21 protein-coding genes are annotated in these 22199 nt (G+C 71.0%); 16 read left to right on the forward strand and 5 right to left on the reverse strand.

Features of this window, described 5'->3' with window-relative positions; genetic code table 11:
• The first annotated feature begins 101 nt into the window (after window positions 1-101).
• From ABMY26_RS31855 to ABMY26_RS31895, 9 genes are all read left to right on the forward strand, one after another.
• Entirely contained in the window at window positions 102-1418 is a 1317-nt protein-coding gene (locus tag ABMY26_RS31855) for a glycosyltransferase family protein (protein WP_372400203.1), read from the forward strand.
• The gene (locus ABMY26_RS31860; RefSeq protein ID WP_372400204.1) at window positions 1415-2692 is read left to right on the forward strand and encodes a glycosyltransferase family 4 protein; all 1278 of its coding nucleotides are present in this window, start codon (window positions 1415-1417) and stop codon (window positions 2690-2692) included. The genes ABMY26_RS31855 and ABMY26_RS31860 overlap by 4 nt, the downstream gene beginning before the upstream one ends.
• Window positions 2689-3819, forward strand: a complete 1131-nt coding sequence (locus tag ABMY26_RS31865; protein ID WP_372400205.1) for a glycosyltransferase family 4 protein — start codon at window positions 2689-2691, stop codon at window positions 3817-3819. Before ABMY26_RS31860 ends, ABMY26_RS31865 begins: the two co-directional genes overlap by 4 nt.
• Window positions 3816-4430 (forward strand): histidine phosphatase family protein, encoded by a 615-nt coding sequence (locus ABMY26_RS31870; protein WP_372400207.1) that lies wholly within the window; start codon window positions 3816-3818, stop codon window positions 4428-4430. The genes ABMY26_RS31865 and ABMY26_RS31870 overlap by 4 nt, the downstream gene beginning before the upstream one ends.
• Window positions 4421-5608 carry a glycosyltransferase family protein gene (locus ABMY26_RS31875; protein WP_372400208.1) on the forward strand — a complete coding sequence of 396 codons (1188 nt, stop codon included), beginning with the start codon at window positions 4421-4423 and terminating at the stop codon, window positions 5606-5608. Before ABMY26_RS31870 ends, ABMY26_RS31875 begins: the two co-directional genes overlap by 10 nt.
• On the forward strand, window positions 5605-6399 hold the full coding sequence (locus tag ABMY26_RS31880) for a polysaccharide deacetylase family protein (protein ID WP_372400209.1): 795 nt from the start codon (window positions 5605-5607) through the stop codon (window positions 6397-6399). The genes ABMY26_RS31875 and ABMY26_RS31880 overlap by 4 nt, the downstream gene beginning before the upstream one ends.
• Before the next feature lie 101 nt (window positions 6400-6500).
• Complete coding sequence (locus ABMY26_RS31885) at window positions 6501-6752, forward strand: type II toxin-antitoxin system RelE/ParE family toxin (RefSeq protein ID WP_372400210.1); 252 nt, start codon at window positions 6501-6503, stop codon at window positions 6750-6752.
• A complete protein-coding gene (locus ABMY26_RS31890) occupies window positions 6749-7129 on the forward strand; it encodes a helix-turn-helix domain-containing protein (protein ID WP_372400211.1) in 381 nt (126 codons plus the stop codon). Before ABMY26_RS31885 ends, ABMY26_RS31890 begins: the two co-directional genes overlap by 4 nt.
• 52 nt (window positions 7130-7181) lie before the next feature.
• Complete coding sequence (locus ABMY26_RS31895) at window positions 7182-7973, forward strand: hypothetical protein (protein ID WP_372400212.1); 792 nt, start codon at window positions 7182-7184, stop codon at window positions 7971-7973.
• A 154-nt stretch (window positions 7974-8127) separates the two neighbouring features.
• Here the strand turns inward: ABMY26_RS31895 and ABMY26_RS31900 are convergent, their stop codons facing one another.
• Entirely contained in the window at window positions 8128-9021 is an 894-nt protein-coding gene (locus tag ABMY26_RS31900; protein ID WP_372400213.1) for a LysR family transcriptional regulator, read from the reverse strand.
• A 184-nt stretch (window positions 9022-9205) separates the two neighbouring features.
• Here ABMY26_RS31900 and ABMY26_RS31905 point away from each other — a divergent pair, with 184 nt between their 5' ends.
• The 7 genes from ABMY26_RS31905 to ABMY26_RS31935 all read left to right on the forward strand — a co-directional run bounded on the left by ABMY26_RS31905 (window position 9206) and on the right by ABMY26_RS31935 (window position 17049).
• Window positions 9206-9820, forward strand: a complete 615-nt coding sequence (locus ABMY26_RS31905) for a peroxiredoxin-like family protein (protein ID WP_372400214.1) — start codon at window positions 9206-9208, stop codon at window positions 9818-9820.
• Window positions 9821-9881: 61 nt separating this feature from the next.
• A complete protein-coding gene (locus tag ABMY26_RS31910) occupies window positions 9882-10181 on the forward strand; it encodes a DUF2282 domain-containing protein (protein WP_045583739.1) in 300 nt (99 codons plus the stop codon).
• Window positions 10182-10185: 4 nt separating this feature from the next.
• Window positions 10186-11133 carry a DUF692 domain-containing protein gene (locus ABMY26_RS31915; RefSeq protein ID WP_372400215.1) on the forward strand — a complete coding sequence of 316 codons (948 nt, stop codon included), beginning with the start codon at window positions 10186-10188 and terminating at the stop codon, window positions 11131-11133.
• Window positions 11123-11989: a DUF2063 domain-containing protein gene (locus ABMY26_RS31920; RefSeq protein ID WP_372400216.1), complete on the forward strand. Its 867-nt coding sequence runs from the start codon at window positions 11123-11125 to the stop codon at window positions 11987-11989. The genes ABMY26_RS31915 and ABMY26_RS31920 overlap by 11 nt, the downstream gene beginning before the upstream one ends.
• Window positions 11986-12507: a DoxX family protein gene (locus ABMY26_RS31925; RefSeq protein WP_372400217.1), complete on the forward strand. Its 522-nt coding sequence runs from the start codon at window positions 11986-11988 to the stop codon at window positions 12505-12507. Before ABMY26_RS31920 ends, ABMY26_RS31925 begins: the two co-directional genes overlap by 4 nt.
• Window positions 12504-14240: a methyl-accepting chemotaxis protein gene (locus ABMY26_RS31930; protein ID WP_372400218.1), complete on the forward strand. Its 1737-nt coding sequence runs from the start codon at window positions 12504-12506 to the stop codon at window positions 14238-14240. The genes ABMY26_RS31925 and ABMY26_RS31930 overlap by 4 nt, the downstream gene beginning before the upstream one ends.
• A 16-nt stretch (window positions 14241-14256) precedes the next feature.
• Window positions 14257-17049 carry an EAL domain-containing protein gene (locus ABMY26_RS31935; RefSeq protein ID WP_372400219.1) on the forward strand — a complete coding sequence of 931 codons (2793 nt, stop codon included), beginning with the start codon at window positions 14257-14259 and terminating at the stop codon, window positions 17047-17049.
• Between the two features lie 60 nt (window positions 17050-17109).
• Here the strand turns inward: ABMY26_RS31935 and ABMY26_RS31940 are convergent, their stop codons facing one another.
• The 4 genes from ABMY26_RS31940 to ABMY26_RS31955 all read right to left on the reverse strand — a co-directional run bounded on the left by ABMY26_RS31940 (window position 17110) and on the right by ABMY26_RS31955 (window position 22131).
• Window positions 17110-19476: a cellulase family glycosylhydrolase gene (locus ABMY26_RS31940; RefSeq protein WP_372400220.1), complete on the reverse strand. Its 2367-nt coding sequence runs from the start codon at window positions 19474-19476 to the stop codon at window positions 17110-17112.
• A 586-nt stretch (window positions 19477-20062) separates the two neighbouring features.
• Window positions 20063-20827 (reverse strand): amino acid ABC transporter ATP-binding protein, encoded by a 765-nt coding sequence (locus ABMY26_RS31945; protein WP_372400221.1) that lies wholly within the window; start codon window positions 20825-20827, stop codon window positions 20063-20065.
• Window positions 20814-21464, reverse strand: a complete 651-nt coding sequence (locus ABMY26_RS31950) for an amino acid ABC transporter permease (protein ID WP_045583736.1) — start codon at window positions 21462-21464, stop codon at window positions 20814-20816. The genes ABMY26_RS31945 and ABMY26_RS31950 overlap by 14 nt, the downstream gene beginning before the upstream one ends.
• Window positions 21457-22131, reverse strand: coding sequence for an amino acid ABC transporter permease (locus tag ABMY26_RS31955; protein ID WP_372400222.1), 675 nt, complete (start codon window positions 22129-22131; stop codon window positions 21457-21459). Before ABMY26_RS31955 ends, ABMY26_RS31950 begins: the two co-directional genes overlap by 8 nt.
• Between the last annotated feature and the right edge of the window lie 68 nt (window positions 22132-22199).

Genomic DNA, 22199 nt, shown 5'->3' on the forward strand with positions numbered 1-22199 from the left:
CCCGCAACCACCAGGGCCGAGCCGGTCCTCAGACGAACGCAGCGATTTGTTCTGCAACGGATTTTCGGTTCCGAAGCATAGCTGAAGCGGAGTGTCCGAGCATGCACCAGCCACAGCCCCCCCTTCGGTCCATCCATCCCGACCGGACGCCGCCGCGCATCCTGCTCTACAGCCACGACACCTTCGGACTGGGGCATCTGCGGCGGTCGCGGACGATCGCCCAGGCCCTGGTTTCGGCCTTTCCCGACGCATCGGCGCTGATCCTGACGGGGTCCCCCGTCGCCGGCCGCTTCGATTTTCCGGAGCGGGTCGACCATGTCCGGCTGCCGGGCGTGGTCAAGACGCAGGATGGCGGCTACACCGCCCGCAACCTGGGACTGCCGATCGAGGAAACCACCGGCATCCGGGCGGAGATCATCCGGGCGACGGCCCGCGCCTTCCGCCCGACGCTCGCCATCGTCGACAAGGAGCCGACCGGCCTGCACGGCGAGTTCCTGCCGGCGCTGGAGGAGATGCGGGCGGCCGGCGACACCCGCATCGTGCTCGGCCTGCGCGACGTGCTGGACGCGCCCGAAGCGCTCCAGCCGGAATGGGAGCGCAAGGATGCGATGGCCGCCGTCGAGCGCTATTACGACCAGCTGTGGATCTACGGCCTGCCGCAGATCTACCGCCCGCTCGACGGGCTGGACCTGCCGCCGGAAATCGCCGGCCGGGTGCGCTACACCGGCTATCTGCGGCGCGAGCCGACGGAGGGCGCCGCCGCCCGGGCCGGGGATCACTCCGTGGGCGAGCCCCCGGGAGAGCCCTATGTGCTGGTGACGCCCGGCGGCGGCGGCGACGGCGCCGCCCTGGTGGATTGGACCATCGCCGCCTATGAGGCCGATCCCGGCCTGGAGCCCCGTGCCCTGATCGTCTACGGCCCCTTCCTGGAGGATTCCCGCCGCAGGGAGTTCGCCCGCCGGATCCGCCGGCTGAAGGGGCGGGTCGAGGCGCTGGATTTCCATTCCCGCATGGAGAATCTCTATGCCGGCGCGGTCGGCGTGGTGGCGATGGGCGGCTACAACACCTTCTGCGAGATCCTGTCCTTCGACAAGCCGTCGGTGCTGGCCCCGCGCACCCGCCCGCGGCTGGAACAGCGCATCCGCGCCGAGGCGGCGGAGGCGCTGGGCCTGCTGCGCACGCTGGACAGCGACCGCGACGGCGCCGACCCGCTGGCGATGGCCGCCGCCATCCGCGCGCTGCCCGGCCAGCCGCCGCCCACGGCCAGCCCGCTGCCCGGCCTGCTCGGCGGGCTGGACCGCATCGTCGCGCTGACCCGCGAGCTGCTGGGCGCCGATGCCGCGGACGCGGCCCCCGTGACGCCGATCCGCCGGGCCGCGGTCAGCCTCTCCCGCGCGGGCCTGGGCAGCCGCGCATGATGCCGGGACAGGGAACGGACGGCCGGGCATCCGGGTCGCCGCTGGCCGTGGTGGTGAAGGGATACCCCCGCCTGTCGGAAACCTTCATCGCCCAGGAGCTTCTCGCCTTCCAGGAGCGCGGGATCGATCTGGCGATCTGGTCGCTGCGCCATCCGACCGACACCCGCCGCCACGCCCTGCACGACCGCATCACCGCCCCGGTCCATTACCTGCCGGAATATCTGCGCGACGAGCCGCGGCGGGTGCTGCGCGCGCTCGGCCTGCTGGTCCGCCGCCATCCGGCCCGCCTCGGGCGGACGGCTCTGCTGTGGCTGCGCGACCTGATGCGCGACCGCAGCGCCAACCGGGTACGCCGCTTCGGTCAGGCGCTGGTGCTGGCGGCCGAGCTGCCGGCCCGCACCCCGTTCATCTATGCCCATTTCCTGCACACGCCGGCCTCGGTCGGGCGCTATGCCGCGGCGATCCGCGGCATCGGCTGGGGCTTCTCCGCCCATGCCAAGGACATCTGGACCACGCCGGAGTGGGAGAAGCGCGAGAAGCTGGCCGACGCCCGCTTCGGCGTCACCTGCACCGCGGTCGGGGCGGCCCATCTGCGCGGGCTGGCGGCGGAGCCGGGGCGCATCGACCTCGTCTACCACGGCCTCGACCTCGGCCGCTTCCCGGCCCCGCCCGACCGGGCGGCCGCCGCATTGCCGCAGGACGGCTCCGCCCCCGACCGCGCGGTGGAAATCCTGTCGGTCGGCCGGCTGGTGGAGAAGAAGGGCTACGACCGGCTGCTCGACGCGCTGGCGATGCTGCCGGACGGCCTGCATTGGCGGCTGGTCCATATCGGCTCGGGCGACCTCAAGCAGGCCCTGCGCGCGCAGGCCGAGCGGCTGGGGCTGACGGAGCGCATCGACTGGCGCGGCTCGCAGGACCAGGCGGCGGTGATCGCGGCGCTGCGGCGGGCCGACCTGTTCGTGCTGACCAGCGTGGTTGCCGGCGACGGCGACCGCGACGGGCTGCCCAACGTGCTGATGGAGGCGGCGAGCCAGCGCCTCGCCATCCTGTCGACCGCGGTGGCGGCGATCCCCGAATTCATCGCCGACGGCGTGCACGGCCTGCTGACCGACGGCAGCCCGCCCGCCGTCGCCGCCGGCCTCGAACGGCTGGCTGCCGACCCGGCGCTGCGCCGGCGCCTGGGCGACGCCGCCTATGACCGGCTGCGCGCCGAGTTCGGCATGACCGCCGGCATCGACCGTCTGGTCCGCCGGCTGGAGGAGGCCGCGGCGTGACCGGTTCCGTCCCCTATCAGTCCCCCGTCGCCTTCTATGCCCCGCTGAAGCCGATCGACCATCCGGTGCCCTCCGGCGACCGCCAGATGGCGCGGCTGATCCTGCGCGCGCTGGAGCGGGCGGGCGCCGCCGTCGAGGTGGCAAGCCGCCTGCGCGTCTATGACGGCAGCGGCGACGCGGTGGTCCAGGCCAGCCTGAAGGTCGCCGCCGGGGTCGAGCGCGACCGGCTGCGGGCGCTCTATGCCGCCGATCCGGCGCGGCGCCCGGCGCTGTGGCTCAGCTACCATGTCTATTACAAGGCGCCCGACCTGATCGGGCCGGCGATGGCGCGCACGCTCGGCATCCCCTATGTGGTGGTGGAGGCGACCCGCGCCCGCAAGCGGCTGACCGGTCCCTGGGCCGGCTTCGCCGCCGCCGCCGAGGCGGCCGTCGAGGCGGCCGACCTCGTGCTCTGCGTCAGCGCCCGCGACCGTCGGGCGGTGGAGGACTACGCCCCGCCCGGCCAGCGCGTGGCGATGCTGCCCCCCTTCCTCGACCTGCCCGCCGCGGTTCCCTCCGATCCGCCGCCGCAGCCCCGGCCCGCGCGCCTGCTGACCGTCGCCATGATGCGGCCGGGCGACAAGCTGGCCTCCTACCGGCTGCTGGCGAGCGCGCTCGCCCGGCTGGCCGACCTGCCCTGGACCCTCGACATCGTCGGCGACGGCGCCGCGGCGTGGGAGGTGGCGGCGCTGTTCGCCCCCTTCGGCGAGCGGGTGCGCCGCCACGGCGCCTGTCCGCCCGACGGGCTGGCCGGGCACTACCGCGCCGCCGACCTGATGCTGTGGCCCGGCCTGAACGAGGCCTTCGGCATGGTCTATCTGGAGGCGCAGGCCCATGGCGTCCCGGTGGTCGCCGTCGACGGCCCCGGCCCCGCCACCGTCATCCGCGACGGCATCGGCGGACGCCTGACCGGCCCCTCGCCGGACGATTATGCCGCGGCGGTGGCCGACCTGCTGGCCGACCCGGCAACCCTGTCGACGCTGCGCGGTACGGCCCGCGCCTATGTCGAGGCGCATCACGGCCTGGGCACGGCGGCGGAGCGGCTGCGCGCCCTGCTGTCCGGCCTGACGGTCCCGGCCGCAGCATGATCCGGCTGGCCTTCCTGCGCCATGGCGTCACCGGCTGGAACCGGGAGGGGCGCATCCAGGGCCGCACCGACATCCCGCTCGACGCGGAGGGCCGCGACCGTCTCGACCGTCTCGCCCTGCCGGAGGCGTGGCGCGGTGCCGTCCTGCATGCCAGCCCGCTGTCGCGCGCGGTGGAGACGGCGCGGCGGCTCGGCGGCGGACGCCCGGTGCGCACCGACGCCCGGCTGATCGAGATGGATTGGGGTGCCTGGGAGGGCCGGCACGGCGCCGCGCTGCGCGCCGACCCGGCCAGCGGCTACCGCGACATCGAGCAGTGGGGCTGGGACTTCCGCCCGCCCGGCGGCGAGAGCCCGGCCGACCTGCGCGACCGCCTGACCGGCTGGCTGGCGGACCTGGCGGGAGAGGGGACAGGGGAGGGGGCCGGCGCGCACCTCGTCGTCAGCCATATCGGCGTGATGCGGGTGGCGCTGGCGCTGGCCTGGGGCTGGGACTTCCGCGGCCCGCCGCCGGTGCCGGTCAAGCGCGAGCGGCTGTATGCGATGACGCTCGCCGCCGACGGCACCCTGCGGCCGGCCGGCGAGCGGACCGGGGAGCGCCTGCCATGCGCCTGATGCCCCCGCGCCTCATGATCGTCGTCACCCATCTGCTGGGCACCGGTCATCTCAGCCGCGCCCTGGCGTTGGCCGAGGCCTTCGCCGGCCGGGGCTGGAGCGTCGACGTCGTCAGCGGCGGACGCCCGGCCCCCCATCTCGGCAGCGGGGGGCTCGGCAGCGGCGGAGCGACCCTGCACCAGCTGCCGCCGCTGGCGAGCGACGGGGCCGACTTCGCCACGCTGCTCGCGGCCGACGGCAGCCCGGCCGATGCCGGCACCTTCGCGGCGCGGCGTGCGATGCTGGCCGGCCTGTTCGACCGGCTGCGCCCCGACGTGCTGATCACCGAGCTGTTCCCCTTCGGCCGCCGCGCGCTCGCCGCCGAGTTCGACGCCCTGCTGGAGCGCGCCCGCGCGCAAACCAGCCCACCGCTCACATTGGCGTCGGTGCGCGACATCCTGGCTCCGCCCTCCAAGCCGGCGCGGGTGGCGGAGACGGAAGGGCGGCTGGCGCGCTTCTACGACGGGGTGCTGGTCCATTCCGATCCCGCCGTCGTGCCGCTGGAGGACAGCTGGCCGCTGACCCCGGCGATGCGGCCGCTGCTGCGCTACACCGGCTTCGTCGTCCCGCCGCCGCCGGCAGCGGACGGCGGCACGGACGGGCAGGGCGAGATCCTGGTCACTGCCGGCGGCGGGCCGGTCGGCCGCCCGCTGTTCGAGGCCGCCGCCCGCTGCGCCGCCTCCGGCGCGCTTCCCCATCGCTGGCGCCTGCTGGTGCCAAAAGGCGACTGGACGGGCGAAGGGTCGCTGGCCGCCCGGCTGCGCGCGATGGCGCCGCCCGGCCGGCTGGCGGTGGAGCCGGTGCGCCCCGACTTCCGCGCCCTGCTGGGCCGTGCCGCCGCCGCGGTCGGGCGCTGCGGCTACAACACCGCGCTCGACTGCCTCACCGTCGGCGTCCCCAGCGTCTTCTGTCCCTTCGAGGACGGCAAGGAGGTCGAGCAGACCATGCGCGCCGCCATCCTGGCCCGCCGCCCCGGCATCGCCATGCTGCGCGAGGCGGAGCTGACGCCCGACAGCCTCGCCCGCGCCCTGCACTCCGTCCTCGGCCTGCGCATCCCGCCGCTCGACCCGGCCTCGCTGGCCGGCACGGCGCGCAGCGTCGGGATCGTCGAAACCCTGCTGGCGGAGAAACGCCGATGACCGGTTGGAGCGAGAACGGCTGGACCGCGGTCGAGGACGAGCTGGCGCGCTGGAGCGGCCTCGGCCGGCGCTGCGCGCTGTGGCTGCGCGACGACGACGCGGTTGCCGCCGGGCCGGCGCTCGACCGGCTGCTGTCCCGCACGGCCGATGCCGGCATCCCGCTCGGCCTCGCCGTCATCCCGGCCGATGCGCAACCTTCTCTGGCCGGGGCGCTGGCCGGCCGCATGCACGTCACCCCGCTGGTCCATGGCTGGTCCCACACCGACCATGCCGCCCCCGGCGCCAAGAAGTGCGAGTTCGGCCCCGAACGCCCCGCCGCGGTGCGCCGGGAGGATGCCGAACGCGGCCTGGGCGCCTTGCGCGCCCTGTTCGGCGACAGGCTGCTGCCGCTGTTCGTGCCGCCCTGGAACCGCATGGCCGCCGACATGCCCGCCCTGCTGGCCGCCGCCGGCTATCATGCCGTGTCGGGCTTCGGCCCGGCGCCGCGGCAGCGCGACGGCCTCGCCTGGGTCAACACCCACCTGGATCTGATCGACTGGCGCGGCGGCCGCTCGGCGGTGGCGCCGGACGCGCTGCTCGCCGGCCTGCTGCGTGAGTTGCGCGACAGGCGGGAGGGCCGGCGGGACGGGCTGCGCGACCCGGACGAGCCCATCGGCCTGCTGAGCCATCACCGCGTCCACGATGCGGCGATCTGGGATCTGCTGGACCGGCTGCTCGACCGTCTCGCCGGCCATCCGGCGCTGGTCTGGCCGTCGATCTCGCCGAGATTCTCCCCCCTCAACGCCGCCTGAAACCTGGGGGCGGTGTCGACCGCCCTTGTCGCGAAAGGGAGCGGTTCGCCATTAGCGAATAGCCGCTTGACGAGAAATTCGCTATCAGCGATCATGACTGCATGAAGCTCGTGATCGAAGCCATTGCGCTGAAGGTTCTGCTCCGCATGCCAAAGGGCGATGCGGCCGGGCTGCGGGACAAGCTGAAGATCTTCGCCGCCGCTCCCTATGACCCGCACCCCTGGGCGAAGGCGTTCGGCGGCGGGCAGGGCCGCATCCGCCACGGCGACTGGCGGGCCGTCTACCAGATCGATGGCGATGCGCTGTTGGTCACGGTGCTGAAGGTCGGGAACCGCAAGGAGGTCTATCGATGAACGCTCTGCCCATCACGCCGATCGCCGAGACGGCGGACAGCGTCACCCTCAGCCGGGCCGATTTCGAGGCCTTGGCCGATCTGGTGGCGGACGCCCGCGACTTGGCCGACGCCGAAACCGTAAAGGCACGGCTCGCCTCGGGGGAGACGGAGGCGTTTCCCTTCGAGGTCGCGGAGCGCATCCTTGACGGGGAGCATCCGGTTACGGTGCTCCGCGAGCATCGCGGCTTCACGGCCCGCGGACTGGCGGAAGCCGCAGGCGTGGCTCCGTCCTACCTGTCCGAGATCGAGAACGGGAAAAAGCCCGGCAGCTTCGACGCGATGGCCCGCATCGCCGGCGCGCTCCAGGTGCCGCTGGACCTGCTGGTCCGCCACTGAACGGCTGTCGCGGAAGGGAGTGGCTGGTAGGTTATCATGACGGGGCAAAGGAATGACCGAGATCTATACCGAACGGTTGGTCGCCTTCGTTGATATCCTTGGTTGGTCAAGTTACTGCAAGCGATCAGCCGAGGCTGACGTCGTAGCCGTCGCCGATCTTCTGCAGCGGCAAGTCATAGCGACGGAGATGATGGACCGGAACCGAGACCTGTATTCTGCATACACCAAGGAAAAAGTGAGGGCCACACCCGGCATTCTACCCAATCCACTACATCAAGCGGTTGAGTGCAGCGCGTTTTCCGATAGCATCGTGCTCTCGATGCCGGCTTCGTTTGGATGGCGCATCTGCGGTATCGGCGGTTTATGCCGAGACCTACTCCAGTTGGGATTCCTGACCCGCGGCGCCGTGACGGTGGGGAAGTTGCATCACCGAAACGGCATGGTGTTCGGCCCAGCGCTGGTGCGAGCTGTAGAGTTGGAAAAGACCGCGGTGTTTCCACGTATTGTGGTTGATGCAGAGATCTCCAAGCGTGGGAAGGGATGGCCGCTCGGTGGCAGCCGGCCGGTGATTATCGACCATCTCGGCCGCAAAGTGGTCAATCTGTTCGATGGTCCCAGCCATCACACTCTAAAAGGTGTCCGCAGTTGGCGTTCTGAGGTTTGGCGTATAGGGGAGATCCGTAAGCGTCTGGCTCAGGAGCTTCGGGACTGCGCAGACAATGAGCACATAGCTGAGAAATGGCGCTACATGCAACGGGTGCTACCGCGAATGTTGGGGCCTCTGCGCGACAGACTACTCGATCCAACCCCACCCTGTTCGGAGTGTGCCAGCAACGTATCGTGAAACGGGGTGGCTCTGTTGCCCCGGTATTGTCGCGAAAGGGAGGGTTCCACGGAAACGCCGTTCGTGAAGCTCTCCACCCAGCCAGCACGGCGCAACCGGACTTTCCGGTCCGCCGCCACCCGGCCTCCCGCCCCCGGTAACGACCAGGGGGCGATCAGGCCTTCCCGTCCGCCAGCCCGGCCAGCAGATGCTCGATGAAGGACCGGATCTTCGGCGAGACGTGGCGGGTGGCGGGATAGACGGCATGGATGGCCTCGTCCGTCAACTCCTGCGCGGTCAGCACCGGCACCAGCCGGCCAGCCTCGATATCGTCCTCGACGATGAAGTCGGCCAGCCTCGCCAGCCCCAGCCCGCCGACGGCGGCATGCCGCAGCATCCACAGATTGTCGGCCTGGAAGCTGCCGTTGGGGCGCAGGGTTTCGCGGGCGCCGTCGACCAGGAACTCCCATTCCGGCCGGCCGCTGCCGGTCATCAGCGTCAGGCAGTCGTGGCGGGCGAGGTCGGCCGGCACCTGCGGCGTGCCGTGGCGCTCCAGATAGGCAGGGCTCGCCACCACCCGGCGCCGCATCGGCCGCAGCCGCCGGGCGATCAGCGACGAATCGGCCAGCCGGCCGATGCGGACCGCCAGATCGAAGCCTTCGTCCACCAGCCGGACGTTGCGGTCGCTCAGGCTCGCCTCCAGCGTGACGCCGGGATGGCGCTTCAGGTAGGAGGGCAGCAGCGGCGCCACCAGCATCTGGCCGAACATCACCGGCAAGGTGATGCGCAACGTCCCGCGCGGCTCCTCGTTCATTTCGGTCAGCGCCTGTTCCGCCTCGTCCAGCGCCGCCAGGATGGCGCGGGCGCGCAGGCAGAAGGTGGCGCCGGCATCGGTCAGCGCGACGCGCCGCGTCGTCCGCGCCAGCAGGCGCGTGCCCAGCCGGTTCTCCATCTGCGCGATGCGCCGGCTGATCGCCGAGGCCGACAGCCCAAGCCGTTCCGCCGCCGCCGACAGGCTGCCGCCATCCACCACCTCCACCAGCACCGTCAGGTCGTCCAGCCGGTCCATTCTTCCCCTCCGCCGGTTATCGCCGGGCATATTATTGCATTTCTTGCAAAGATCTTGTGCGCACACCCCCATGTTTTGCAAGCCCGCTCTCCGACAGGATGAGGGCGTTGACCAAGCCGACGGGAACTGCGAGATGCGCCTGCAACGACAACTCCGCAATATTCGTGCGCAGGCCGGAAAGGTCATGTCGCCGGAAGCGGTGGCGATGCTGGACCGGGTCGTCGCCGACCTGAAGGCGCGCGGGGCGGAACTGGGGGCGCTTCGCCCCGGATTGCAGGCCCCCGACTTCGCGCTGCCCGACCAGCAGGGTCGCACCCTCTCGCTGTACGAGACGCTGGCGCGCGGGCCGGTGGTGCTGCTGTTCTACCGCGGCGAATGGTGTCCCTATTGTTGCGCCCAGCTCAGGGCCATGCAGCTGGCATTGCCGCAACTGACCGCCGCCGGTGCGCGGCTGGTCGCGGTGTCGCCCGAGTTGCCGGACCACAGCCTGTCGATGGCGGAGCGCAACGCGCTCGACTTCGACATCCTGTCCGACCGCGGGGCGATGGTGGCGCGCAGCTACGGCCTCGTCTACCGGGTGCCGGACGCGATGCGGGACTTCTATCGCGACCGCGGCGTCGATCTCGGCATCCGGCACGGCTGCCCGCCCGGACAGCCCTGGCACCTCTCCATTCCGGCGACCTACCTGCTGGCGCCCAGCGGCATCGTGCGCTTCGCCAGCATCGACGCCGACTACACCCAACGCCCGGAGCCGCAGTCGCTCGTCGACCTGCTGCACGACCGCGTCCCGGCGCACTAGCGCCGGCCACCCGCGGCGCGACAGCGCCGCATCCCCACCCGACAGAGAGGATCGTCGACCCATGACCGCCACGCGCACCAAGACCCTGGCCCTGCTCCCCGTCGCCGGCGCGCTTGCCGGCGCCCTGACCCTGCTGGCCGGCCCGGCCGCGGCGCAGCAGGCCAACATGGAGAAGTGCTACGGCATCTCCAAGGCCGGCGAGAACGGCTGCGCCCACGCCAAGGGCCTGCATTCCTGCGCCGGCAACACCAGCCTGACCTATGACGGCGGCGACTGGAAGCTGGTCAAGGCCGGCACCTGCGCCGCGGAGAACGGCCAGCTGAAGCCGTTCGAGGGCGCCAACCCGAAGAAGAAGGCCTGACGCCATGGCCGCGACGACGCCTTCCCCCGCTGCGGCCCGCTCCGCCGGCCCCGTGCTGGACCGGGCAACCCCGGTTCCGGCCCCGGTTCCGGCCGCGGCCGGCATCGGCCTGCGCGAGCCGCATCGGGAGGCGTTCGTCGCGGCCGGCCTCCCCGCCCCCTGGGTGGAGATCCATTCGGAAAACTACCTGGTGCCGGGCGGCCCCCGGCTGGCCGGGATCGAGCGGGTGCGCCGCGACCGGCCGATCGGCTGCCACGGCGTCGGCCTGTCGCTGGGCAGTGCCGGCGGGCTGGATCCGGACCATCTCCTGCGGCTGCGCGCCCTCTATGCCCGGCTGGAGCCGGGGCTGGTTTCCGAACATCTCTCCTGGAGCATCGGGACCGGCACCGGCCCGGGGGCCATGGGAGACGCCTATCTGAACGACCTGCTGCCGCTGCCCTACAGCGAGGAGTGCCTGGACCGGGTCTGCCGCAACCTCGACCATGCCCAGGACGCGCTGGGCCACCGCATCCTGGTGGAGAACCCGTCGGCCTATATCGCCTTCGCCGGCAGCGCGATTCCCGAAGCCGAATTCCTGGCGGAGCTGGTGACCCGCACCGGCTGCGGCCTGCTGCTCGACATCAACAACCTCTATGTCTCGTCGGTCAATCTCGGCTTCGACCGGGCCGGCTGGCTGGACGCCATCCCCGCCGACGCGGTGGGCGAGTATCATCTCGCCGGCCATGCCCGCCTGACCGTCGGCGGCGAGGAGCTGCTGATCGACGACCATGGCAGCGCCGTCGGCGACGCCGTCATGGCGCTGTTCGCCGTGGCGCTGGAGCGCATCGGTCCGCGCCCGACGCTGATCGAGTGGGACACCGACCTGCCGGAGCTGGACGGGCTGCTGGCCGAGGCGGCACGGGCCCAGAGGCTGCTCGACCCCGCAGCGCGGAGCGGCCGTCATGCCCGCTGACAGGCCCGCTGACAGGCCCACTGAGACGCTGGCCACGCTGCAACGGGACTTCACCGCCTTCCTGCTGCGGGGCGACCCGGCCGTCGCCGGCGCCCTGCGCCCGGACCTGCCGCCGGGCCGGCTCGCGGTCTACCGCAACACCGTCGTCGGGTCGCTGGCCGAGGTGCTGGGCAATGCCCATCCCGCCGCGCGGCGTGCCATCGGTTGCGACCGCTTCACCGCGCTGGCCACCCGCTTCGTGGTGGAGCATCCGCCGCGGCAACCGATGCTGTGGAGCTACGGCGGCGGCTTCGCCGACTGGCTGGAGCGGAGGGGAGGGGAGGGGGTGCCACCCTGGCTGCCCGACCTCGCCCGGCTGGACTGGGCGATGCACGAGGCGCTGTTCGCCGCCGATGCCGAACCGCTCGATCCCGGCCGTCTCGCCGCGGTCCCGGCCGAACGGGCCGGGGCGCTGCGGCTGATGCCGCATCCGTCGGTCCGCCTGCTGCGCTCGGACTGGACTGTCCACGCGCTGTGGCGGGACGAGGCCGCGGTTGCCCGGACCGAACCGGAGGCCGTGCTGGTCGGCCGGACCGACGGCGAGGTGCGCTGCGCCCGGCTTTCCGCCGAAGACGGCGTGCTGGCCGCGCACCTCCTGTCCGGCGCCACCCTGGACGAGGCGCTCGCCGAAGCAGCATCGGCGGCCGGGGAGATGGCGGCCGGGGAGATGGCTGACGGGGAAATGCCGGACGGCGAGGAGGCCGGCACCGGCCTCCAGTCCCTGCTGGCGCTGCTGCTGCACAACCGATTGCTGGCCGGCTTCGCTCTCGACCACGGGAGCCCGGATGCCGGCCCGGCCGGAGGAGACGAGCCATGATGTCCCTGCCGCCAACCCGGCCCGCTGCTCCCCCTTCCGGGCCGGCCGCCGCATGGCCCACGCCGGCCCTGCATGCCGCCCTGCATGCCGGCGGACGGATCGCCGGCTGGCTCGAGCGCCATGCCGCCCCGCTGCTCGACCTCGCGGTCCGGCTGGCGATGGCGCCGATCTTCTTCCGCTCGGGCCTCCAGAAGATCGGCGACTGGCCGTCGACGGTCTTTCTGTTCCAGGAGGAATACCGGGTGCCGGTCCTGCCCGCGGACATCGCCGCGCTGCTGGCCACGGCGACCGAGCTGACCATGCCGGTGCTGCTGGTGCTCGGGCTGGCCACCCGGCTGGCGGCGCTGCCGCTGCTGGCGATGGCGATGGTGATCCAGTTCGTGCTCGGCGCGCAGAACCCGGCCTTCAACAATCCGCAACATTACTTCTGGATGCTCCTGCTCGCCAGCCTGGTCGTCCGCGGCGGCGGCCGGCTGTCGCTCGACCATTGGATCCATCGCAAGGGAGGCGGCCTGTGACCCCATCCGTTTCGACCGCCGCCGGGCACCGGCAGCCCGCCCGGCCAGCCGGGCACCGGCAGATCGCCCGGCTCGGCTGGCTGCTGTCCGCCGGCCTCATCGCGGTGCTGCTGCTGGTGCTGGCGGTCAGCGTCGTCACCGTGCGCGGGATCGCCCAGGTCGACGAGCGCTGGAACGCCTACGACCTCGGCGCCGCCGCCAAGGCGGATGCGCTGTCCGACCTGCGCGGCGCGCTCGGCTTCGGCGGGGTGATCCACCGCTTCGGCGATTTCCTGCTGACCGGCGACCCGGCCCGCGCCGCCGAGGTGCGGCAGAGCCTGCGGTCGGCCTCGGCCAACCTCGACGTCTACCGCTATGCCGGCGACCTGACCCAGGCGGAAGGCGCCGCGCTCGACACCGTCGCCGCGACGCTGATGCAGGTGGAGGCCAGGCTGTCGGGAGCGGAGAAGGCGCTGGCCGCCCATGTGCCGCTCGACCGGCTGGCCCGCGACGCGGCGCTCGACACCGCCCCGGCGGTCGCCGCCATGCGGACGCTGAACGGCGAGCTGACGCGCGGCCGGGCCGCTCTCGGCGAGGCCAACCGCGACGGCATCGCCGCGCTGAACCTCACCGTGCTCAGCGGCGGCGGGGTGGCGCTGGCGCTGCTGCTGACCATCGCCGGCCTGTTCCTCTGGTTCACCCATCACCGCATCGTGCGCCCGCTGGCCCGGCTGGCCGCGGCGATGCAGCGGCTTGCCGGCGGCGACCTGGAGGGGGAGGTGCCGCTGGCCGGCCGCCGCGACGAGATCGGCGCCATGGCCGGCACCGTCCAGGTGTTCCGCGACGGGCTGGTGCAGCTGCGCGCGGCGGGCGAGCGCGAGCGCGCCGAGGCCGAGCGCGACCGCCGCCGCCAGGAGGAGCTGGAGCGCGGCCTGCGCGCCTTCGAGACGGAGATCGGCACGCTGGCCGGGGCGCTGACCGGACGGGCCGGCACCCTGCGGCAGACGGGGGAGACGCTGGCGCACTCCTCCGGCCGGACCATCGCCGGCACGCAGGAGGTGTCCGCCGCCGCCGCCCGCACCGCCGACACCGTCCAGGCCATCGCCGCCGCGACCGAGGAGCTGTCGGCCTCCATCGCCGCGATCGGCCAGCGGGTGCATGGCTCGGTCGACATGGCGACCGCCGCCGCCGGGCAGGCCGAACGCTCGTCCGCCACCGTCGCCAGCCTGGCGGAGGCGGTGCAGCGGATCGGCGAGGTGGTCGGGCTGATCAACGCCATCGCCAGCCAGACCAACCTGCTGGCGCTCAACGCCACCATCGAGGCGGCAAGGGCGGGGGAGGCCGGCAAGGGCTTCGCCGTCGTCGCGCAGGAGGTCAAGAACCTCGCCAGCCAGACGGCGAAGGCGACCGAGGACATCACCGGCCAGATCGAGACGATCCGCAGCGCCACCGACGGCGCGGTCGGCGCCATCCAGGGGATCGGCGGCAGCCTGGATCAGGTCTGCCGCATTGCCCGCGAGATCGCCGACGCCGTGACCCAGCAGGACGCGGCGACGCGCGAGATCGCCCGCAACATCCAGGAGACGGCCGGCACCGCCGGTGCGGTCAGCGTCGCCATCGCCGGGGTGGCGCAGGCCGCCGAACAGGCCGGCACGGTTGCGGACGGCATGCTTGCCGCGGCACAATCGCTGGGCGGCGAGACGCAGCGGCTGGAGGCCGCCACGCACCGCCTATCGGACACCCTGCGGGGTTGAGGAAGGAAACGGCAGCGTGACCGACATCACCAGGGACGACGCCATCGCGGCCGTGGCCGGACCCCCGCCCGCCACGTCACCGCCCACGTCACCGCCCACTTCGCCGCACGCCTCGCTCCCAGATGCGCATGGGCCGTCCGGCAGGCAGGAGGGGCGTCCGCAGGCCCCTCCGGAGTCGCGTCCGGCAGCGCGGGGCCGGCGCTTCAACCTGACCATCGCGCGGTCGTCGCTGCTGCTGACGACGGCGCTGGTTGTCTGCCTGGCGGTGATGCTGGCGGTCGGCGTCCAGCTGGTGCGCGGCATGGGGTCGGTGGCCGACGGCTGGCGCGACTACGATCTCCAGGCCGCCACCCGGTCCGACGCCCTGTCGGAGGTCCGCGGGCATCTCGGTCTCGGCGGCGTCATCGACCGGTTCCAGGAGGGCCGTGCCGCCACCGATCCGGCGGTGCGGGCGGAGCTGGAACGGTCGCTGGATCTGGCGCGCGCCAACCTGGGCATCTACCGCGACATCGCCACGCCGACGGAGGACGAGGCGAAGGCGATCGCCGCCATCGCCGCCTTCCTCGACGCCATCGAGGTGCAGCTCACCGATCCGGCCGGCGCCATCTCCGCCGAGGCCTTCGACGCCTGCCGCCGCGACGCGGTCAAGGGGCTGGCCGCGCTCAACAGCCATCTCAGCCTGCAGCGCGCCCGGCTGACCGCCGCCAACCTGACGGGAATCGAACAGCTTCAGCGGATGATGACGATGGGCGGCGGCATCATCGGCGTGCTGGTGCTGGGGCTGGCGGGCGCGGCGGTGTGGTTCACCCGCAGCCGCATCCTCCGTCCGCTCGGCCGGCTGATGGAGGATGCCCGCCGGCTGGCCCGCCGCGACCTCGACCATCCCTTCCTGTGGACCCGGCATGACGAGCTGGGGCTGCTCGGCCGCAGCCTGGAAGGCAGCCGGGCGGCCTTGCGCAACCTGTTCTTCGCCATCGAGGAGAAGTCCCGCCGCCTGGGCGAGAGCGAGCGCCGCTATGCCATGGCCGCCGCCGCCGCCAATGACGGGCTGTGGGACTGGAATGTCCTCACCGATTCGCTGTACCTGTCGCCCCGGCTGCGCCGGATGCTGCATCTGCCGGAGGGCAGCGCGGACGATGCGGAGGATGCGCCGCCGCCAGCGCCCGGATTCGATCTGGACGCCGAACTGGGGCCGGGCGTGGCCCCCTGCCTGGAGCCGCTGCTGGCGCGCATCCATCCCGGCGACCGCCACGCCTTCCTCGCCGCCCTGCGCCAGGGCGAACGGGGAGGCGACGGCACCGTCTTCGAGATCGAGTTCCGGGTGCCCCCGCCCCCGCAGCAGCAGCAGCAGCAGGGCGGCGAGCAAATGGCATCGCCGCGCGAGGAGGAAGCCTGGATCCATCTGCGCGGCATCGTCGCCCGCGGGACGGACGGCCGGCTGATCCGGCTGGCCGGCTCCGCCGCCGACGTCAGCGACCGCAAGGACTACGAGGCGCGGCTGGTCCACCAGGCCACCCATGATTTCCTGACCGGCCTGCCCAACCGCGCCTTCCTGGTGCGCTGGCTGCATGACCGCCAGTCGGAAGAGCAGCCGGAGAGCCGGGCCGGGCTGGCGCTGCTGTTCCTCGACCTCGACGGCTTCAAGACGATCAACGACAGCCTGGGCCATGCCGTCGGCGACATGGTGCTGATCGCCACGGCGGAGCGCATCTCGGCCCTGCTGGCCCCCGGGGAGTTCGTCGCCCGGCTGGGCGGCGACGAGTTCGTCCTGACCGTTCCGGCCGGGCAGGAGGAGGCGATGGCCCGCGCGCAGGCGCTGGAGGCCGCCTTCCAGCATCCGGTCTGCGCCGGCAACATGGAATTGCGGGTCGGGCTCAGCATCGGGCTGGCGGTGGATGACGGGACCGGCGGCGATCCCGACCGGCTGTTGCGGGACGCCGACATCGCGCTTTATCGCGCCAAGGAGCGCGGCCGGCGGCAGACCGTCCTGTTCGACGCCTCCCTGCGCGAGGCGATCCTGATCCGCAACCGCCTGCAGCAGGATCTGGTGCGGTCGATCGACGACGGCGACATCTTCCTGGTCTACCAGCCGATCGTCGCGCTGCCCGAAGGGCGTCTGGTCGGGTTCGAGGCGCTGGTGCGCTGGCGCCATCCCGACCTCGGCCCGATCAGTCCGGCGCAATTCATCCCCATCGCCGAGGAAACCGGCCAGATCCTGCCGCTCGGCCGGCATGTGCTGGAACAGGCGGTGGCGCAGCTCGCCCGCTGGCGGGCGGCGGCGGGCGGCGGCGGGCTGACCGTCAACGTCAACCTGTCGGCCCGCCAGATGTGGGACGAGCGTCATATCGAGGAGTTGCTGGCCATCCTGGCCGATGGCCGGGCGGCCGGGCTGAAGATCGAGGTGACGGAAAGCATGACCATCACCGACCATGACCAGGCCCGCGCCACGCTGGAGCGCTTCCATGCGCTGGGGGTGCCGCTGTGCATGGATGATTTCGGCACCGGCTATTCCTCGCTGTCGCATCTCAGCCGGCTGCCCTTCGACGTGCTGAAGATCGACAGGAGCTTCATCGGCGCGCTTGGCGGCGATCCGCGGCAGGAATCGCTTCTGCGCGGCATCGTCGAGCTGGCCCACACCATCGGCCTGGACGTGGTGGCCGAGGGGGTGGAGACCGAGGCCGAGCGGGCGGTCGTCACCCGGATCGGCTGCGACTATGCGCAGGGCTACCTGTTCGCCCGCCCCCTGTCGGTCGCCGATGCCGACGCGCTGCTGGCCCGGCAGACGCAAGGGGCCGGCCCGCTCCCGTGAGGTGCGGACCGGCCCCGTCGCCGGCACCGTCGCCGGTTATCGTGCGCGGATTTCGGCGCGTTACGCCGCGAGGTCGAGGATCGTCCCGGTGGCGGTGCCGATCTCCGTGTTGTCGTGGCTCAGGTGCAGCAGGAAGGTCTCGGTGCCTTCGGTGGCGCCGTCGCCGGTGACCTGCACGGTGACCGTCTTGGTCGTCTCGCCCGGCTGGAAGGTCACGCTGCCGCTGGCGGCGGTGTAGTCCGACCCGGCCTTGGCGGTGCCGTCCGCGGTGGCGTAGTCGATGGTGGTGGCGGTGGTCACCGCGTTCGCCAGCTGGACGGTGAAGACCGCCTGATCGCTGCCCGCCACCGTGCCGGAACTGCCGGAATCGGCGGCCAGACCGGCCTTGATGACGTTCATCTTGGTCGGGTCGACCGTCTTGTAATCGTCCTGCAGCAGGCCGCCGACGTCACCCGATTCCGGCGTCCAGGCCCAGTAGGTCCAGCTCATGCCCTGGTCGCCCGCGGCGATGTCGCTGGTGCCGTCCAGGTTCCAGTCGCCGTTCATGTACTTGATCAGCGCGTTGCCCCAGCTCTGCTCGGCGCTGCTGGTCATGTGGCCGCCGAACTCGCCCAGCAGGACGGGGGCGATGTTGTTCTTGTAGATGTAGCCCCACATGCTGTCGTACTGGGCCGGCAGGTTGTTCGGGAAGTTCGCGTCCTGCAGCCAGGAGAAGTCGAAGACGCTCTGGCCGTAGGCGTGCGGCGAATAGACCAGCTTGTTGGGCACGTCGAACTCGACGGGATGGTCCTTCACGCCGGCCAGCGTGCTGCTCCACTCCGTGCCCTCGACCAGCATCAGCCAGTCCTTGTTGACCGACTGGATGGCGTTGCCGATGCGCTCGGCCGCCGCGGCCCAGTCGGTGGCCTGGTTGCCGTCGCCCCAGGTGGCGCTGACGCTCGGCTCGTTGTGCAGGTCGGCGCCGATCACCGCGTCGTTGCCGGCATAGCGCTTGGCCAGCGTCTGCCAATGGTCGATCACCGTCGATTCCGGGTTCTTGTCGGTGTACCACAGCCCATGCTCGTTGGTGCCGGCGCCGCCGTCGTTGCGGTGGTGGTCGAGGATCACCTTCATCCCGGTCTTGCCGGCATAGTCGATGACCTTGTCGTAGACCTCCAGCCGGGTCAGCCCCTTCAGGTCCGGATTCTTGGAATAGTCGATGCCGTTGGTGACGGCGTCGCTCTCGAACATGTCGTCCGACCAGGTCAGGCGGATGACGTTGAAGCCCAGCTCCTTCATGCTGTCGACATGGTTCTGGTAGCTGTCGGCCCACAGGCCGGAGGGCACATAGTTGTAGCCCTCGCCGCCGAACCAGTTGACGCCGGTCAGCCGGACATTGTTGCCGCTCTCGTCGACGATCTGGTTTCCTTCGGTGTGCAGGAAGCCGTTGATCGAGCCGCTGCTCTGCACCATGCCGGGGTCGGTGACGGTGATGTTGCCGACGGTGACGGCCGGGGTGCTGCCGCCGGTGGAGCCGCCAGTGGAGCCGCCGGAGGGAGTGTTGGCGGGGGGGGTGGCAGGGGTGTCGGTCGTGCCGCCGCCGCTATTGCCGGTCGAGGCGTTGAAGTGGCCGGCATCCAGCCTGGCGGTCAGCGTGGCGTTCCAGTAGAGATCGGTGGTCGCGCCGATGTCGGTGCCGGTGTCGTCGCGGTGGACCGACACGGCGTCATCGGTCGCCGCCACGCTCTTGCCGTCGACGGCGACGCTGTGGACATAGAGGTTGCGGTCGGCACCGTCGACGATGGCGTCGTTGTCGAACTTCACCTGCACCGAATGGGCGGCGTCCTGGGTCAGGTTGGCGGCGAAGCTGAAATCCTTGGCGTCGGTGCTGGTGGCGGTGCCTTCGCCGATCTGCTTGCCGTCGACCAGGACGGTGAAATGCGCGCCCTCGCCGCCCGCCGCATTGGCGGCGGCATTCACGGTGATGACGTTCTGCGCGGTCCCGGCGGCCGGAGCGGCGGGAGCGGCCGGCGCGGCGGCGGGAGCGGTGGCCGCGGCGTAATAGTCGGCCGGAGTGCTGAAGGTCAGCGCGCCGTCCCACCACATGTTTTCCTGCCCGGCCTGGGTCGGCGCCGGGGCGGCATCGTCATGGCGTTCATAGATGGCGTCGGTCGGCGCCAGCCTGTGGCCGTTCACTTCGATCGACTGGACATAGAGATCGCGGGCGGCGCTGTTCACCGTGTCATTGTCGAAGACGACCTGGATCCTGTGCGCCGTGTTCGCCGCGAGGTCGGCGGTGAAGCCGTAGGCCTTCGAGGTGGCGCTGTCCGCATCGGCCGTCCCGATCTCCTGCCCATCCACCAGCAGCTTGAAATTCGGCGCGACGCCGTCCTGGGACTGGCCGTAGGCGTTGACGACGATCCTGCTCGACATGGTGGTCGTGCTCATGACTTTGATCCTAATTTCGTTTCGTTGATCCCATGCTGGCGGCCCAATGGTTAACGAAACCTTTCCAGGCTCGGTTAACTTTTCCCGAAGCTTGTGGCAAATTTGGCGCGGTGGCTCACAGGGTCCGTCAAGGGGTTCGGATCAGGACACGGCACTATATCCCATCTTGGTCACAGGATTCGCCGAACTCTATCCAGTCTTTCAATGAACGAAACAATCTTCATTTGCCTTATCTATCCATACAAAAGAAAATCATGAAAATATCAAAAGGGTTATTCTTAATGTACACCCCATATCATCGGCAGATAGTTTCCAAAATACCGCTGAAAGCGATGGATTCATGCCGAAGATATTTGAAATTTCCGGACCGAATCCGAACACATGCTCATCGATCGGTGTTACGCCGAATGGGGTGCCAGAGAGCGGCTTTTCCCCCTATGCGCCTGCAAAAAGGTTAAGAAGCGCGATTGCCCCTTGCTCTCCAGCCCCCGATGAGACACCATTCTTTATAGACTATATTCCTATAATGCGGCCAGCCGAAAGCCGGGAGGCGGGGCGGAGACGCCAGCCCCGCCCCGTCCCGGTTTCAGCGCGCCTCCACCATGCCGACGAACTGCGCCAGCTCCGGCGTGCCCGGCCGGTCGAACAGCTCGGCCGGCGGCCCCTGCTCGATGATGCGGCCGCCATGCATGAAGACCAGGCTGTCGCAGACCTCGCGGGCGAAGCGCATCTCGTGCGTCACCAGGATCAGCGTCATGCCCTCCTCGGCCAGCTTGCGGACGACCGACAGCACCTCGGCGACCAGCTCGGGATCGAGGGCCGAGGTGATCTCGTCGCACAGCAGCACCTTGGGCGCCATCGCCAGCGACCGCGCGATGGCGACGCGCTGCTGCTGGCCGCCCGACAGCTGCGAGGGGTAGGCGTCGAACTTGTTGCCCAGCCCGACCTTGGCCAGCGCCGCCTCCGCCGCGGCGCGGGTGGCGGCCTTGTCCTGCTTCTTCACCACCTTCAGCGCCAGCATGACATTCTCGCCGGCGCTCAGGTGGGGGAACAGGTTGAACTGCTGGAACACCATGCCGACCTTGAGCCGCAGCGCCCGCAGGTCGATCTGGCCGGGGTCGACGCATTCGCCGTCCACCTCGATGACGCCACCGTCGATGCGCTCCAGCCCGTTGATGCTGCGCAGCAGCGTGCTCTTGCCCGAGCCGCTGCGGCCGATCATGGCGACGACCTGCCCCTCCCCGACCGTCATGTCGACGCCCTTCAGCACCTCGACCGGGCCGAAGGACTTGCGGATGCCGGAGAGCTTCACCAGGGGCCTGCCGGCGGCGGGCTTCTTATCGGGCGACATTGAGTTTCCTTTCCAGCGCCTTGGCCGACAGCGACAGCGGGTAGCACAGGGCGAAATAGATCAGCCCGACCAGCCCGTAGACCAGGAAGGGCTGGAAGGTGGCGTTGGTGATCATGGTGCCGGCCTTGGTCACCTCGACGAAGCCGATGATCGACGTCACCGCGGTCCCCTTCACCACCTGGACCGAGAACCCGACGGTCGGCGGCACGGCGATGCGCAGGGCCTGGGGCAGGATGACATGGCGCATCTGCTCGCCGAAATTCATCGCGAGGCTGGCCGAGGCCTCCCACTGGCCCTTCGGCACCGCCTCGACGCAGCCGCGCCAGATCTCGGCGAGATAGGCCGCGGTGAACAGGGTCAGCGCGACCGCGGCCGAGGTCCAGGCCGAGGTCTCGATGCCGATCAGCGGCAGGGCGAAGAAGACGATGAACAGCTGCATCAGCAGCGGCGTGCCCTGGAACAGCTCGATGAACAGCTTGGCGGCGACGCGCAGCGGCGGCAGCGGCGACACGCGGGCGACCAGCAGCAGCAGCCCGGCGATCCCGCCCGAGACGAAGGCGATCGCCGACAGCAGCACCGTCCAGCGCGCCGCCAGCAGCAGGTTGGACAGGATGTCCCACAGGGTGAACTCAAGCACGCGACACCCCCTTGGCGAACATCCGCTCGCCGAGCCGGCTCAGGATCCAGCGCAAGGCCACCGCCAGCAGCAGATACAGTGCGGTCGCCAGGAAATAGACCTCGAAGGGCCGGAAGTTGCGGGACTGGATGAAGTTGGCGGCGAAGCTCAGCTCCTCCGCCGCGATCTGCGAGCAGACCGACGAGCCCAGCATGACGATCACCACCTGGCTGGTCAGCGCCGGCCAGATCTTGCCCAGCGCCGGACCCAGCACGACGTAGCGGAAGATCTGCGGCCCGGTCATGCCCAGGCTGGCGCCGGCCTCGATCTGGCCCTTGGGCGTCGCCTCGATGCCGGCGCGGATGATCTCGGTCGAATAGGCGCCGAGATTGATCACCATCGCCAGCACCGCCGCCTGCCATTCGGCCAGCCGGATGCCGAGCGACGGCAGCCCGAAGAAGATGAAGAACAGCTGCACCAGGAAGGGGGTGTTGCGGATCAGCTCGACATAGGCGCCGACGACGAGCGCCAGCGGCCTGACGGTCGAGGTGCGCGCCGCCGCCCCGCCGATGCCGAGCGCGACGCCCAGCACCGTGCTGACGGCGGTCAGCCCGACCGTGGTCGCCACCCCGTCCACCAGCACGGGCGTATAGTCCAGCAGGGACGAGAAATCGAAACTGTAGGCCATCGGGGGCGTCCGTAGCGAAGAATCTCCCTCTCCCGCCCCGGGAGAGGGAAGGGGCCCATGGCATCGCC

This window comes from Azospirillum sp. HJ39 (genome assembly GCF_041507355.1).
Lineage (GTDB): Bacteria > Pseudomonadota > Alphaproteobacteria > Azospirillales > Azospirillaceae > Azospirillum > Azospirillum thiophilum.